This window comes from Aureitalea sp. L0-47, from assembly GCF_026126405.1.
Taxonomy (GTDB): Bacteria; Bacteroidota; Bacteroidia; order Flavobacteriales; family Flavobacteriaceae; genus Pukyongia.
The window spans coordinates 64,730-78,902 of the sequence record NZ_JAFMTQ010000007.1; the positions used below are offsets into that span (position 1 = coordinate 64,730).

Below are 14,173 nucleotides of genomic sequence, written 5' to 3' on the forward strand. Positions count from 1 at the left end.
GTCCCGCCAAAGGCGGGATTTTTTTTTCGACCGTGCTTAAGTTTTAGTAAATAAGCTACATTTACGCCATGCGGTTCACGTTTCAGAAACACGAAAAACTAAAATCCCGAAAAACGATCGGGGCGTTATTTTCAGAAGGAAAAGGAATCAATAAATTCCCTTTGAGAATGATCTATCTACACATAGAAGGCCAGGAATCGATTAAAGCGGGCTTTTCCGTGCCTAAACGGAATTTTAAGCTGGCCGTAAGCAGAAACCGAATCAAGCGATTAATGCGTGAAGCATATCGTTTACATAAAAACAAGTTAAAGCCTAATAATGGAGATAATTTTGCGTTGTTGTTTTTGTATATTGGCAGGAAGGAGTGCGATTTCAGTGAGATTGAAAAGGCGATGACCGTCCTCCTCGACAAACTCCCTGAATGATCTACCAAAGCAGATTCGGGAGCATTACTTCAAATTTAAAATCATGAAGAAACGGATAATTATATCAGCGCTGGCGCTTACTGTTTTTGTAACTACAGTTAGCTTCAAAAGTGATTTTTTTGAAATCGCTAAACAAATAGAAATCTTCACCACCATGTTCAAGGAGTTGAACATGAACTACGTGGATGAGGTTACACCAGCTACTCTTATGGATAGAGCAATTAAAGGAATGCTGGAAGACCTTGATCCTTATACGGTCTACTGGAATGAACAGGAGGTAGAAGATGCCCGAATAAAAAATTCCGGAACGTATACTGGAATCGGAGCCTCAGTCCGAACGCTAAAAGACAAAATAATTGTTGTTGAACCCTACAAAGACTATCCTGCCGATGAAGCAGGATTAAAGGCGGGAGACGAGATCATTCGTATAGGAAACACCGATCTTTCTGATTTTGACGATGATGCCGGTGAGTTGTTGAAAGGTGCAACAGGCACAACTGTTGAACTCACATATCTGCGCCAGGGTAAACAAGAAACGACAACGTTAACGCGTAAGAAAGTCGCTGTGAAAGCAGTTCCGTTTTATAAACTTCTAGAAGATAATATCGGGTATATTGTTTTAACGAAATTCAACCGAACTACGACACGAGAAACTAAAGCAGCCCTTGAGGCACTTAAGGCAGATGGAGCTACCAAGATCATTCTGGACCTGCGCGGAAACCCGGGAGGATTGCTAAACGAAGCCATAAGTGTCGTGAACTTATTTGTTCCGAAGGGAGAGGTGATCACCACCACGAAATCGGTGATCGAGAAATACAACAGATCGTACACTACAAGAAACGAGCCTGTGGACACTGAAATACCCCTGGTTGTGCTAATAAATGGCCGAAGCGCCTCAGCAAGTGAGATCGTTAGCGGTGGTTTGCAGGATCTGGACCGCGCTGTTGTGGTTGGTGCACGAAGTTTCGGAAAAGGCCTGGTTCAACGGCCGAAGAAACTCACCTACGGTACCCAGCTGAAAGTGACAATTTCCAGATATTACACCCCAAGTGGTCGTTGCATTCAAGCTCTGGATTATTGGAACAGGGATGAAAATGGTGATCCCATCCGTCTGGACCCTAAAGAATATAACGCTTTCAAGACCAAAGGAGGCCGCACGGTGTATGACGGAGGTGGAATTCTACCTGATATAGAGGTAGAAACTGCGAAATTCAGTTCCATTACAACCGCACTCTTAAAAGACAATGCGATCTTCGATTATGCAACGAGGTATTACTACAAAAACAGCATGGAAGATCCGTCTTCATTTCGTTTTACTGAAGAGGACTTCCAGGATTTTCTTCGTTTTCTGAAGCAGAATGATTTTGATTACGAAACAGAAACGGAAAAAGAATTCGCTGAAGCTTTACGGCGTTCGGAAGATGAGGACCTCAAGAAAGAAATTGAGGCAAGTTACAAGCAGCTCATGTCTTCCATCGGAAGGGCAAAGACGAAAGCCCTTGAAGATAAGAAAGCGGAGATCATGTCGCTGTTGAGCGATGAGATTTTAAAACGATATTTTTACAGGGATGGGCTATATAATCACCAGGTGAAAAATAACACGGAGATCCTTGAGGCAATCGCTGTGTTAAACGATACCAACCGATATGCCCGAATTCTAAAATAGACGTATGCAAGCATTCCTGGATTTCTTCGAAACAATGCCCATATGGATGAAAGCGGGCTGGATCTTTTTTGTTTTGGCAATATTCTGGATGCTGGAAGGTAATTACAGTCAGTTCAGCCTTAAATACAAAAAATGGAAGCACGCGAAAGTTAATTTGGTTTTGCTGTTCTTTGTTATGGTCATTAATGCCGTCTTTGGGATAGCGACTACCGGAGTTTTTGTGTGGTTGGCCGAATCTAATTTCGGATTGCTGAACCTCCTCGAAGCACCTATTTGGGTTGAGCTTCTATTATCCATACTTGTACTCGACCTCATCGCACAGTATACCGTTCATTTCTTGCTTCACAAGGTGCCTGCTATGTGGCGTCTTCATATTGTGCACCACAGCGACAAGCATGTGGATGTTACCACAGGAACACGTCATCACCCAATTGATTTTATTATAAGGGAATTATTTGCCCTGGGTGCGGTTGTAATTATGGGAATGCCAATTGCTTTTTATTTTTTCTACCGAATTATCAGCGTGCTATTCACGTACTTCACTCATGCAAACATGGCACTTCCTCTTTGGTTGGACAAAGGGTTAAGTTATGTAATTGTCACGCCGAATATGCACAAATTCCACCATCATTATCAGGTGCCCTGGACGGATAGCAACTATGGAAATATGCTGTCTGTTTGGGACCGCATCTTCGGGACTTTTGTTTATGGTAAGCTGGAAGACATTCAATACGGAGTTGATATTGCAGACCATCGCGACGATGAGAATATCGGGATACAGCTTGGTATTCCTTTCGACAGGTCGGTTCGCAGGACAAGACAATAGTGCTTCTAATATGAAATTTGCGAGATCTTACGAGAATCCTTATATTATGAGTTATGATATATTCAGAAAAAGAAGAAAACAAGGACAAGCTGCAAGAATCAATCGCCTATCTAGAAAACAAAGGTTTTGAGAATATTAAAGCCGATCTCGACGGGTATGAAAAACCAAAAAGTTATTTAAAGAAAAGTACTAATGAGCTCATTACTCCGGATATAGTGGCTGAACGAGCCGGAATAAAACACTATATCGAAGTAGGCTTAAAGAGCGAACAAAAAAACCTCCTTAAGTCCAAGTGGCGTTTTCTTGATGTGCTAAGCAGCATGAAAGAACATCGATTTAAGGTAATTACTTACCACGGACATTTCAGATTTACCAATGAAATACTGAAAGACCTCAATTTGAATAAAAAACTGATCCGGATCTGATTTTAGTGAATGTTTTCTCCGTGTTGGGACGCGTCTAAGCCTCTATATTCCTGATCTTCACGCACGCGCATGGACAAGAGAACGTCCGTAACTTTGTAAAGTATCCAGCTGCCACCAAAAGTGAAAATGGCTACAAGTACCAGCGCAAGCATATGGTAAAGAAATGTAGTAGTTTCACCGTGTATCAGTCCCACATCCTTTGCAAGAATACCGGTAAGTATCATTCCCACGATGCCTCCAACCCCGTGGCTTGGAAAAACGTCCAGCGTATCGTCGATTTCAGATTTCTTATTTAATCGAATGGCAAAGTTGCTTGCAATCGCAGCTACAAACCCTATGAATATACTCTGGCCAAGTGATACAAAGCCAGCAGCTGGCGTAATGGCGACCAGGCCTACAATTGCGCCTATACAAGCTCCCAGGGAAGACATTTTTCTATTCTGAAAACGATCCAGGAAAATCCATGTGATCATGCTGGTTGCAGAGGCCAGGTTGGTGTTGGCAAAAGCAGCTACCGCGTCCGTATTTGCACCAAGCGCAGAGCCGGAATTAAATCCGAACCATCCGAACCAAAGCAATCCTGTTCCCAGAATGACATAAGGAATATTCGCGGGCCTTTCTATTCTATCTTTTCTTTTTCCCAGGTATATGGCTCCGGCTAATGCCGCGATTCCGGCCGACATATGCACTACCGTCCCTCCGGCAAAATCCAACACCCCCCAATTTCGAAGCAACCCGTCCGGATGCCATGTCATATGAGCCAGCGGAGAGTATATGAATATTGAAAACAACACCATAAAAAGAATATAGCTTCGAAAACGAATACGTTCGGCAAAACTTCCTGTGATCAGCGCCGGTGTAATAATCGCAAATTTTAATTGGAACAGGGCAAAAAGAAGAAAAGGTATAGTTTCTGAAAAATCCGCATTAGGAGAAAGCGTTACGTCCTTGAAATTAAAGAAGGTTGTTGGATTGCCAATAATTCCACCAACACTGTCGCCAAACGCGAGACTAAATCCAACAATCACCCATAACACACTTATCACACCTAAGGCAACAAAACTTTGAAGCATGGTTGAGATCACACTTTTTTTAGAAACCATTCCTCCATAAAAGAACGCCAATCCCGGGGTCATTAAAAGAACAAAGGCGCTAGCTACGATCATCCATGCGGTGTCCCCCGGATCTATATCCCCGCTGCCTTCTATATACTGATATTCAGCACTGCAAACCAAACTAACAACAACCAGTAATGTTAGTACAATAAAATTAAGTCTTCTTCCCATAACCCTTTATTTTTTTGCTAGTTAAGGAAATAAACTTATCAAATTATAAATACAGTTTCCGTTGTTTTTTATCCAATATTATTAACAATTGAGGAATTCATAAAAGAGAAGCTTTTTATTAGATATTTGATAATTTAAGCTCTACTTTTTTATCATTGCGATATGTGGAATGCCATCCTCCAGGTACTCTTCACCTGTGGTCTGAAATCCATGAGAGGTATAGAAATCTATTAGATAGGTTTGGGCAGAAAGTTTTATTTGTGATGTGTTATAGGTTTTCTGAACAGCCTCGATCGATGCGTCTACTATTTGATGCCCCAAACCCTTATCCCGGACTCTTTTATCTACTACTATCCGGCCTATCGCCGCTTCTTCAAAATAATCGCCTGGTTGAAAACAACGGCTATAAGCTGACAGTTCACCTTCATAAAATCCAAGTATGTGAAGTGCTTTACGGTCCTTTCCGTCAATATCCTGATACACGCAATCCTGCTCCACCACAAAGACTTCGCTGCGCAGCTGCATAAGATCGTGTAATTCGTCGATCGTTAATTCCTGGAATGATTTGATCTTTATTGTCATCCGTTAGTCCTGTACAATAATGTCTTTTGGGTCGTCCTTCTGATATTCGGGTTGAATATTCACATGGTTTATTCCATATTGATCACTTAATATAGTTTCTACATCGTTTAAAATAGCATCAAACTCTGAAAGTGTAATGTCCCTGTGAAAATCAATATGAGCTTCCAAATGTGTTTCCTGCTCATTGAGTTGCCAAATATGCATATGGTGCACGTTCTTAATTTCGGAATGAGTAGATATTGAATTTCGTATCTCTTTTAGATCTACATCTTCGGGAGTAAACAACATCAGTACTCGGAAGGAGCTGCGCAACAATCCTGTTCCCATAATGATAAGATAAACAGCGATGAGAATAGTTAACAGGCTATCAACCCAAAACCATCCAAAGTATTTCATAAGCAACCCGCCTACCAATACCGCTACCGACGCAGACATATCTGTAATCAAATGAAGATATGCTGAACGCATGTTCATGTTTTCCCTGGAACTCTTCCGAAGCAATAAAACACTGAATCCATTTGCCAGTATAGCCAGGATGGCTAACCAAATAACAAGTCCGGTTTCGATCTCCTGGGGAGAAATGAATCGCAATATGGCTTCGTATACCAAGTAAACAGCAACGACTAAAAGGGTAGCTGCGTTGACAAAAGCGGCAATTATTTCAGCGCGCTTGTATCCAAATGTTCTTTTAAAAGAGGCTTTCTTTTTGGCAAACCTGTTTGCAACATAACTTATGATAAGCGATAGTACATCACTAAAATTATGCAGCGCATCACTTAATAAGGATAAACTTCCGGAGATGATTCCTCCTATCACCTGGGCAACCGTGATAAGGATATTTAGGAAAATTGAAATAAGCAGGTTTCGTCCTTTCACATCTCGGTGATCGTGATGATGGTGATGATGTGAATGATTATGTCCCATAATACTATTTATGCACAGGCGATCTTGTCCACTCGTCTTTTGTGACGGCCCCCTTCGAATGGTGTTTCCAGAAAAGTTTTTACCATTTCAATAGCTTGTGGTTCACTTGTAAACCTTGCAGGAATGCTTAATATGTTAGCGTCGTTGTGTTCCCTTGCCAGGGCTGTGATCTCTTTTGTCCAGCACAGAGCCGAACGAACTTTTTGATGTTTATTAGCCGTCATAGAAGCACCGTTCCCACTACCACATATAATAATTCCGAAATCGACAGATTCTTTGGAAACAGCTTCCGCCACGGGATGGATAAAGTCCGGGTAATCCACACTATCGCCGGTATTTGTTCCAAAGTTGGTAACCTGGTGACCAGATTCTTCAAGGTAAGATATAATGGCGTTTTTATAGTCGGTTCCTGCGTGGTCGTTTCCAATAGCAATTTTCATGATAGTGATGTTTTACACAAAGATACTAATATTGGTTCCATACCGAATTCAATTCTATATAATGTTAATTAGAATATTTATGAAAACACAATCCATTTTCGGTTAATAAACATGTTGATAGTTGTTCATTTGTTTTATAGAAAAATATTTGTTGGTTCGGCTTAAGTTTACCATATCAATTTATTCTTTCTAATTCCAAATATTTTCATTGAATCTTATCGGTTTGTTTTTAATAGCTTTTTGAGTTTTGCAAACAATTGTTTTAGATTTTTTTATTAAAAATACCTTGTTAAGATTGCTTATTCACAATTGTTAATAGGAATTTCTAATCTACTGTTTTACAATGTTTATTTCGCTTTAAGAGCTGTTCAAAATTAACTCACAAAAAATTACAAGAAGAATTCAAAACAAATGTTTAAAAACTTATTCCACATATTAACAGACTATAATCATAACCATTTTTATAATTTAAATTTTAATAAAAAATAATAATGATGTCTTAGTTGTTGAGAAGTTTAAACTATACGTAAATGAGAGGTGTTATTTAGATTTTCAATGATATCTTCTGCTTTTGGAATATCCTCTTTGTGAACTTTGAGTCGGATCCCTCCTATGGCATTACTGTGAAAGGGAAGAACACCTATCATGGTTTCATTTTGAAATACGTGGCGAACCTCATGGTGTTCCAGAAGTAGCCTAAGTACGGCATACTCGCTTGGATAGGTAAATATTGCTATGGTTTCGAAGTGCTTCATAGTTCAATTACTAATGTATTAAATCTTTGTTTATTTCTGAATGCTATTCTTATTTATAACGTACTTTTGCGGAATATAAAAGATGTAATGGCTAAGCGAAAGAAGAGAAGAAGGAATAAACAGCGTATTGAAAATCTTACCGAAACCATACTCAAAATTCTGCGTCAGAATCACTCCCAAACCTTCAATTACAAACAAATAGGAGCTAAGTTAGGAGTAGATGATCCCAGTGGTCGAAATCAGATAATTAAAACCTTAAAAAAACTTCAGGTTAAAGGATCTATCCAGGAAATTGAAAGAGGAAAATACAGCATCACTTCATCAGTAAATTACTATACAGGGATCATGGATCTCACAAGTAAAGGGGATGGATATGTAGTGGTCGAAGACCTGGATGATGATATATACATTAGACATAAAAACCTAAATAAAGCATTACATAAAGACGTTGTTGAAGTTTATGTTTTTAAGAGACGAAAGGGAGGTAGACTTGAAGGGGAGGTTTCAAAAATTATCCAAAGAAAACGCACTGAGTTCGTAGGCACTATACAGATTTCAGAGAAGTTTGCTTTTGTTGAGACTACGGGCTACAACATGTATACGGATATCTTTATTCCAAAATCAAAAGTTGGAAAATCCCAAAATGGAGATAAGGTTTTGGTAAAGATCGAAGGCTGGGAGGCGCATTCGGAATCACCGGTAGGTTCGGTTATTAAAGTTTTAGGTAAACCTGGTGAACATCATACAGAAATTCATGCTATCCTAGCACAGTACGGTCTTCCTTATGAATTTCCTTCAGAAGTAGAGGAATATGCGAATTCTATTGATACCTCAATAAAGGATTCAGAAATAAAAAATCGAAGGGATATGCGTGATATTCTAACTTTCACCATAGACCCTAAAGACGCTAAAGATTTTGATGATGCTCTTTCATTTAAAGTCCTTGAAAATGGAAATTACGAAATAGGTATTCATATTGCGGATGTTTCGCATTACGTTAAGCCTGGGACCATCCTGGATGTTGAAGCCTATGAGAGAGCAACTTCGGTATACCTCGTAGATCGAGTTGTACCTATGTTACCGGAAATTCTTTCTAATAATGCTTGTTCACTACGTCCGAATGAAGAGAAATATACGTTCTCTTCAATTTTCGAAATAAGCAAAGACGCAGAGGTTATTAATAAATGGTTCGGCCGCACCGTAACATATAGTGATGCCCGTTTTGCCTATGAAGAAGCCCAACATATTATCGAAAACCCGGAACAACAACCTTTTATAATTCCTTCAAATATTTCATTGACAGCTAAGAAATATGAAGTTCAAAAGGATCTTGCTCAAGCAATTCTTGAAATGGATAGGCTGGCAAAGATCCTAAGAAAGAAAAGAATGCGCCAGGGAGCCATCTCTTTCGATAAGGTTGAGGTGAAGTTCAAACTCGACGAACACAACGAACCTGAAGGCGTCTATTTCAAGGAAAGTAAAGACGCAAACAAGCTTATTGAAGAATTTATGCTCCTGGCGAATCGCAGTGTTGCTGAATTTATTGGAAAGCAAAAAGAGAAAAAGGCTTTTGTTTATAGAGTGCATGATGAACCTGATGATGAGAAGATCGCTCAACTAGAAAACATCATAAAGCGATTTGGTTATAAACTAAACACAAGGGATAAAAAGAGCACGGCATCATCTCTGAATAAACTACTGAAAGATGTTCAGGGCAAGAAGGAGCAGAATATGGTAGACACACTAGCCATACGCAGTATGAGTAAGGCGGTTTATACCACCAACAATATTGGACATTATGGACTGGCATTCGATTACTATACTCACTTCACCTCCCCTATCCGCCGTTACCCGGATGTGATGGTGCACAGATTGCTCCAGCAATACCTGGACAGGAAAGGATCTGCTAAGGAGGAAGTATATGAAGAGCGTTGTGGCCATTCCACCGACATGGAAATCCTTGCATCTACCGCGGAAAGGGATAGCATAAAATATATGCAGGTTAAATACATGATGAATCACCAGGATCAGGAATTTCTTGGAGTGATTTCCGGAGTTACCGAATGGGGAATATATGTAGAAATTATTTCAAATAAATGCGAAGGAATGGTTCGTTTAAATGATTTGAAAGATGATCACTATCGTTTCGATCGAGACGAATTTGCTGTCATTGGCGACCAGACGAAGAACATGTACCGATTAGGTGATGAAGTTTATATAAAAGTGAAGAATGCCGACCTGGTTAAAAAACATCTTGACTTCCATATGTTGGGACACCGTAATGAAATTGAGGAATAACTGTAACAATATTCCTCCCTCCCTATCTTTATAGTAAAATATAAAGTCACGATGAAAAATTACGTATTACTATTAATTTCATTCTTTACCGTTTCGATATTCGCACAACCTATGATTCAAAAGGATGTGGGAGATTTCCACAAACTAAAAGTCTTTGACCTGATAGAAGTGAATCTTATTCAGGGCGAAGAAAATAAGGTTGTGATCAAAGGAGAGAGGGGGGAGTACCTCAAGGTGATGAATGACAATGGAGTCCTTAAGCTCCGCATGGAGCTGGAACAGCGATTTAACGGGAACGAAACCTTTGTAGAGGTGTTTTTTACCAATATCGATGTGATAGACGCAAATGAAGGCGCCTACATAGTTTCCAACGAAACCATTGAGCAAAACACCATAGAACTTCGAGCACAGGAAGGCGGTAGGATTAAAGTTGGGCTCAACACCAACCACACTAAAATACGTGCTGTTACCGGCGGGATCATTGAAGCTGCCGGAACTTCAACAAGCCAGGAAATCACCTTGAACACAGGCGGAATCTTTGAAGGCCGCGAACTACTAACCGAGGATACTGAAATTGGTGTTACTGCAGCAGGAGAGGCCGATGTTTATGCAAGCAATAAAGTAAAAGTAAGAGTGACAGCGGGCGGCGATGTGAATATCTACGGAAATCCACAGAAAGTCGATAAAAAGAGTTTTGCCGGTGGCCGAATCCGAGTTGTGAATTAAAATAGAATTACTAATTATTCCCGTCGGACAAGAGTAAACAAATTTGTATTTTTACCCTATGTTCGACGGTATTTTATATGCGGCTCTCTACGGAGTGATTCTTGCTTTTATGGTGGGCCCCGTATTCTTTACGCTTATTGAAACCAGCATCACTAAAGGTTTTAAAGCCGGTCTGTTTTTTGACCTCGGAGCTATTACGGCAGATATAATCTTTATTATTATCGCGCTCTATGGAACGAGTAAGATTCTTGAGAAAGTTAGGGACGATCCTGGCTTACTTATCCTTGGAGGCGTAGTTCTGATTGCTTATGGGGTTATTTCTTATATACGAACAGCAAAATCGTTCATTAAGATCGTTCGCGAACACTATGCGGTTAAGGTAAAAAAAGACCTCGGCGGATTGTTCCTGAAAGGCTTTCTGCTGAATTTTGTGAACTTTGGTGTACTGGCCGGCTGGATTGGAACTATTATTATGGCGAACGCACTTACCTCCTCCGAAAATGGCGTCTTACTGTTTATGACCACAGTTCTGGTCACCTTTTTCCTAACGGACCTTATGAAGATTTCTCTTGCAAAAAAACTTAAAAGCAGGCTTACTCCGAGATTCGTATTTCGCACCAAGAAGTGGGTCAGCATTCTAATTATTGGGTTTGGGGTCTTGCTTCTTGTCGAAGGTATTTTTCCGGATGAAGTTAAAAAAGGACTGGATCGTATTCCATCTGTAAAAAATCCAATTGAGAACAGCATGTAAAAATAAACCCCTCCTATTTTGGAGGGGCTTCCTGAGGCATCGAGCGGATTCGAACCGCTGTACAAGGTTTTGCAGACCTCTGCCTAGCCACTCGGCCACGATGCCTTATACAGATGGCAAATATAAAATATAAACTTTAAAAAACCGGGCTAAATCGGAATTTACCGGCTCGAAGACATTGTAACACTTACTTCGGCTACATCCCCGCCAATTGGAGGGTTTACTTTTGAAACAGTTACTTCTACAGAATTCACAACAGCCACCTCTTCAAAAACAGCATCTATAATCCGTTGTCCTACATGTTCAAGTAGCTTGGAGCGCTGAGCCATTTGCTCCTTCACTATTCGGTTGAGATGTACGTAATCCACGGTATCCTTGAGCTGGTCTGTCCTGGCAGCTTCCGAAAGATCTGCATCAACCGAGAGGTTAACCAGGTAATCACTGCCAATTTTTTCTTCTTCCGACAAACAACCGTGATTGGTGAATATGCGGATGTTTTTTAATCGAATTCTACTCATCGAATTGTGCTTTCGGCAAAGATACTTTTTTTACCTTTGACAGTCGTTTACCAACAATGATATTGGGAATAATTGTAAGCGATTGCTATGTTTCCGGGCTTAATTCGGAAACCAACACAGAAAGAATATGTCAAAAGAAGAGTCATTAAATTTTCTTGAACAAATCATAGAGAAAGATCTTGAATCCGGATATGGACAATCGGAGCTGAGATTTCGTTTCCCCCCGGAGCCTAACGGCTACTTACACATTGGCCATGCTTCGGCTATTTGTCTGAATTTTGGATTGGGTGAGAAGTACAACGCTCCGGTTAACCTGCGCTTTGATGATACCAACCCAACCAAGGAGGAACAGGAATATGTGGATGCCATCAAAAGGGACATAGAATGGCTGGGTTATGAATGGACCGAAGAACTTTACGCATCGGATTATTTTCAGCAGCTCTACGACTGGGCCGTTCAATTCATAAAAGACGGAAAGGCCTATGTTGACTCGCAAACTTCTGAGGAAATCGCACAACAAAAAGGGACGCCGAACGAACCAGGAAAAGAAAGCCCTTACAGGAACAGGCCTGTTGAGGAAAGCCTGGCGCTTTTCGAGAAAATGAAAAACGGCGAGGTGAGAGAAGGAGAACTTGTTCTTAGAGCAAAGATCGACATGTCCTCACCAAATATGCTCATGCGCGACCCGGTAATGTACCGCGTGTTACACAAGCACCACCACAGGACCGGAACGGATTGGAAGATATTTCCAATGTACGACTGGACCCACGGGGAAAGCGATTATATAGAACAGATATCACATTCTTTTTGTACGCTTGAATTCCTTCCTCACCGCGAGCTATACGACTGGTTCTTAGACCAGGTATACAGTTCGGAAAAAATGAGGCCTAAACAGCGAGAATTTGCTAGAAGAAACCTTAGTCATACAGTTGTTAGCAAGCGCAAACTAGCGCGCCTGGTGGAAGAAGGAGTTGTCTCCGGATGGGACGACCCTAGAATGCCAACCATCTCGGGATTAAGAAGAAGAGGGTATACGCCTGAATCCATACGCAATTTTGCCAACAGGATAGGGGTTGGAAAGCGCGAAAACCTGATTGATGTTTCGCGTCTTGAATACAATGTGCGGGAAGACCTGAACAAGAAAGCGACACGGGTCATGGCTGTCCTGGACCCGGTAAAAGTGGTGATTACCAATTACCCTGAAGGAAAAGAAGAATGGTTGGAAACCGAAAATAATCCGGAAGACGAAAATGCCGGATTACGCAAAATTCCTTTTTCAAGGGAGCTTTATATAGAAAAGGAAGATTTCAGGGAAGAGGCAAACCGTAAGTTTTTCCGCCTCAAGCTAGGTAAAGAGGTTCGATTGAAGAGCGCTTACATAATCAAAGCAGAGAGCGTTGTTAAAGACGAAGAGGGGAATATTACTGAAATTCATTGTACTTACGATCCGGACAGCAGGAGCGGTAGCGGGACCGAAGCTTCCATGAGGAAGGTGAAGGGCACCCTGCATTGGGTTTCCGTACCTCACGCACTTCCCATTGAGGTGCGCCTGTACGACCGATTGTTCACGGAGCCTGCACCTGACAGCCATAAGGACAGGGACTTTTTGGAGTTTCTTAACCCGGATTCGTTAAAGACGATAACTGCCTACGGAGAACCCAGTTTAGCCGACTTTAAAGTTGAGGACAAAGTTCAGTTTCAACGGATAGGATATTTTACCGTAGATCGAGACTCAACCGAGAAAATCCAAGTGTTTAATAGAACGGTTCCTTTGAGAGATTCCTGGGCAAAACTGGCCGACTCACAGCAGAATCATTAGCACAGCGTACAGGTTTCCTGCTGTGTGAAAAATAATTGGAAACCAAAGTGATCTGGTTTTGTGTTTCATTAGAGAGAGAAAGACTCCTACCCCAAAGATATAGAGCATTTCCAATGGCGCATATTGAAAGTGGAAAACAGAAAAGAGGGCCGCGGTTATAAATATGGATATCCAGGGAAATTTGTTTTTGAGTATTGCATCCATACGGGCTTGTAAATATCCCCGGAATAGCACCTCTTCCAAAACGGGGCCAAACACCGCTAAACCAAGAATTATCAGGACCTTTTCAATATTGTTCCCGGCGCTTATAGCGATTTCAGTTGAACCAATTACATACTCTCTCATGAGTATGCCGCTGAGCAATACGATTGCGCTATACAGGAACCAAACCCTATGTTCGCGAAGCACAGGCAGAAACCCAAGGTTGTGAAACGGCCTTCCTTTCATTACAAATTTCATAGTAAGCCATGTGAGCCCAATAACGATAAGGGAGCTTAGAATTACAGATATGTGAAATTGAGGGAGGTCCCAGATCTGATGGTCCACGCCGTCTATCACAACGCTGAACCCTTGTAGGGTGATTGATTGCTGGGGATCTCCAAAAAAGAAAAACTGTAAAACCGTGAAGATTAGCTGAAGGAGCAGATACGACCCAAGTATAAAAAAGAAAGTATAATACAAAACGATCCATTTTGTAATTATACTTTCCTTTATTTTTCTGATCAGAGACAT

At 40.9% G+C, this 14,173-nt stretch carries 15 protein-coding genes and 1 tRNA gene; 8 read left to right on the forward strand and 8 right to left on the reverse strand.

Annotated features, from left to right (window positions below; translation table 11 throughout):
- Window positions 1-68 precede the first annotated feature (68 nt).
- From rnpA to J1N09_RS08715, 4 genes are read left to right on the forward strand one after another with little or no spacing between them, the layout of a single operon-like run.
- Window positions 69-425, forward strand: a complete 357-nt coding sequence (gene rnpA / locus J1N09_RS08700; RefSeq protein ID WP_265199755.1) for a ribonuclease P protein component — start codon at window positions 69-71, stop codon at window positions 423-425.
- Window positions 426-468: 43 nt separating this feature from the next.
- A complete protein-coding gene (locus J1N09_RS08705; protein WP_265199756.1) occupies window positions 469-2,091 on the forward strand; it encodes a S41 family peptidase in 1,623 nt (540 codons plus the stop codon).
- Window positions 2,092-2,095: 4 nt separating this feature from the next.
- Complete coding sequence (locus tag J1N09_RS08710; protein WP_265199758.1) at window positions 2,096-2,917, forward strand: sterol desaturase family protein; 822 nt, start codon at window positions 2,096-2,098, stop codon at window positions 2,915-2,917.
- Between the two features lie 53 nt (window positions 2,918-2,970).
- Window positions 2,971-3,342 carry a hypothetical protein gene (locus J1N09_RS08715; protein WP_265199759.1) on the forward strand — a complete coding sequence of 124 codons (372 nt, stop codon included), beginning with the start codon at window positions 2,971-2,973 and terminating at the stop codon, window positions 3,340-3,342.
- Between the two features lie 2 nt (window positions 3,343-3,344).
- Here J1N09_RS08715 and J1N09_RS08720 read toward each other — a convergent pair whose 3' ends face one another.
- From J1N09_RS08720 to J1N09_RS08740, 5 genes are all read right to left on the reverse strand, one after another.
- A complete protein-coding gene (locus J1N09_RS08720; RefSeq protein ID WP_265199760.1) occupies window positions 3,345-4,628 on the reverse strand; it encodes an ammonium transporter in 1,284 nt (427 codons plus the stop codon).
- 141 nt (window positions 4,629-4,769) lie between these two features.
- The gene (locus J1N09_RS08725; protein WP_265199761.1) at window positions 4,770-5,210 is read right to left on the reverse strand and encodes a GNAT family N-acetyltransferase; all 441 of its coding nucleotides are present in this window, start codon (window positions 5,208-5,210) and stop codon (window positions 4,770-4,772) included.
- A gap of 3 nt (window positions 5,211-5,213) precedes the next feature.
- Window positions 5,214-6,134: a cation diffusion facilitator family transporter gene (locus J1N09_RS08730; protein ID WP_265199762.1), complete on the reverse strand. Its 921-nt coding sequence runs from the start codon at window positions 6,132-6,134 to the stop codon at window positions 5,214-5,216.
- A gap of 8 nt (window positions 6,135-6,142) precedes the next feature.
- Complete coding sequence (gene rpiB, locus J1N09_RS08735; protein ID WP_265199763.1) at window positions 6,143-6,574, reverse strand: ribose 5-phosphate isomerase B; 432 nt, start codon at window positions 6,572-6,574, stop codon at window positions 6,143-6,145.
- 515 nt (window positions 6,575-7,089) lie between these two features.
- Complete coding sequence (locus J1N09_RS08740) at window positions 7,090-7,329, reverse strand: DUF2007 domain-containing protein (RefSeq protein ID WP_265199764.1); 240 nt, start codon at window positions 7,327-7,329, stop codon at window positions 7,090-7,092.
- A gap of 87 nt (window positions 7,330-7,416) precedes the next feature.
- Between J1N09_RS08740 and rnr the strand changes: the two genes are divergently transcribed.
- The 3 genes from rnr to J1N09_RS08755 are packed head-to-tail and all read left to right on the forward strand — an operon-like array spanning window position 7,417 to window position 11,104.
- A complete protein-coding gene (gene rnr, locus J1N09_RS08745; RefSeq protein WP_265199765.1) occupies window positions 7,417-9,627 on the forward strand; it encodes a ribonuclease R in 2,211 nt (736 codons plus the stop codon).
- Window positions 9,628-9,678: 51 nt separating this feature from the next.
- Entirely contained in the window at window positions 9,679-10,353 is a 675-nt protein-coding gene (locus tag J1N09_RS08750; protein WP_265199767.1) for a head GIN domain-containing protein, read from the forward strand.
- A gap of 58 nt (window positions 10,354-10,411) precedes the next feature.
- Entirely contained in the window at window positions 10,412-11,104 is a 693-nt protein-coding gene (locus J1N09_RS08755; RefSeq protein ID WP_265199768.1) for a LysE family translocator, read from the forward strand.
- Window positions 11,105-11,138: 34 nt separating this feature from the next.
- On the opposite strand, the gene J1N09_RS08760 is transcribed toward J1N09_RS08755, so the two are convergent.
- Together J1N09_RS08760 and folB are read right to left on the reverse strand one after the other, a co-directional pair.
- Window positions 11,139-11,209 (reverse strand) — tRNA-Cys (locus tag J1N09_RS08760).
- A 56-nt stretch (window positions 11,210-11,265) separates the two neighbouring features.
- The gene (folB, locus tag J1N09_RS08765) at window positions 11,266-11,622 is read right to left on the reverse strand and encodes a dihydroneopterin aldolase (RefSeq protein ID WP_265199769.1); all 357 of its coding nucleotides are present in this window, start codon (window positions 11,620-11,622) and stop codon (window positions 11,266-11,268) included.
- A gap of 127 nt (window positions 11,623-11,749) precedes the next feature.
- On the opposite strand from folB, the gene J1N09_RS08770 reads away from it, so the two are divergent.
- Entirely contained in the window at window positions 11,750-13,441 is a 1,692-nt protein-coding gene (locus J1N09_RS08770) for a glutamine--tRNA ligase/YqeY domain fusion protein (protein WP_265199770.1), read from the forward strand.
- Here the strand turns inward: J1N09_RS08770 and J1N09_RS08775 are convergent.
- On the reverse strand, window positions 13,424-14,173 hold the full coding sequence (locus J1N09_RS08775) for a CPBP family intramembrane glutamic endopeptidase (protein WP_265199771.1): 750 nt from the start codon (window positions 14,171-14,173) through the stop codon (window positions 13,424-13,426). The genes J1N09_RS08770 and J1N09_RS08775 overlap by 18 nt on opposite strands.

Bases quoted from the DNA above. Each gene is read 5' to 3' on its own strand.
- rnpA (WP_265199755.1), top strand. From the start codon at position 69: ATGCGGTTCACGTTTCAGAAACACGAAAAACTAAAATCCCGAAAAACG.
- J1N09_RS08705 (WP_265199756.1), top strand. From the start codon at position 469: ATGAAGAAACGGATAATTATATCAGCGCTGGCGCTTACTGTTTTTGTA.
- J1N09_RS08710 (WP_265199758.1), top strand. From the start codon at position 2,096: ATGCAAGCATTCCTGGATTTCTTCGAAACAATGCCCATATGGATGAAA.
- J1N09_RS08715 (WP_265199759.1), top strand. From the start codon at position 2,971: ATGATATATTCAGAAAAAGAAGAAAACAAGGACAAGCTGCAAGAATCA.
- J1N09_RS08720 (WP_265199760.1), bottom strand. From the start codon at position 4,628: ATGGGAAGAAGACTTAATTTTATTGTACTAACATTACTGGTTGTTGTT.
- J1N09_RS08725 (WP_265199761.1), bottom strand. From the start codon at position 5,210: ATGACAATAAAGATCAAATCATTCCAGGAATTAACGATCGACGAATTA.
- J1N09_RS08730 (WP_265199762.1), bottom strand. From the start codon at position 6,134: ATGGGACATAATCATTCACATCATCACCATCATCACGATCACCGAGAT.
- rpiB (WP_265199763.1), bottom strand. From the start codon at position 6,574: ATGAAAATTGCTATTGGAAACGACCACGCAGGAACCGACTATAAAAAC.
- J1N09_RS08740 (WP_265199764.1), bottom strand. From the start codon at position 7,329: ATGAAGCACTTCGAAACCATAGCAATATTTACCTATCCAAGCGAGTAT.
- rnr (WP_265199765.1), top strand. From the start codon at position 7,417: ATGGCTAAGCGAAAGAAGAGAAGAAGGAATAAACAGCGTATTGAAAAT.
- J1N09_RS08750 (WP_265199767.1), top strand. From the start codon at position 9,679: ATGAAAAATTACGTATTACTATTAATTTCATTCTTTACCGTTTCGATA.
- J1N09_RS08755 (WP_265199768.1), top strand. From the start codon at position 10,412: ATGTTCGACGGTATTTTATATGCGGCTCTCTACGGAGTGATTCTTGCT.
- folB (WP_265199769.1), bottom strand. From the start codon at position 11,622: ATGAGTAGAATTCGATTAAAAAACATCCGCATATTCACCAATCACGGT.
- J1N09_RS08770 (WP_265199770.1), top strand. From the start codon at position 11,750: ATGTCAAAAGAAGAGTCATTAAATTTTCTTGAACAAATCATAGAGAAA.
- J1N09_RS08775 (WP_265199771.1), bottom strand. From the start codon at position 14,173: ATGTCTCTGATCAGAAAAATAAAGGAAAGTATAATTACAAAATGGATC.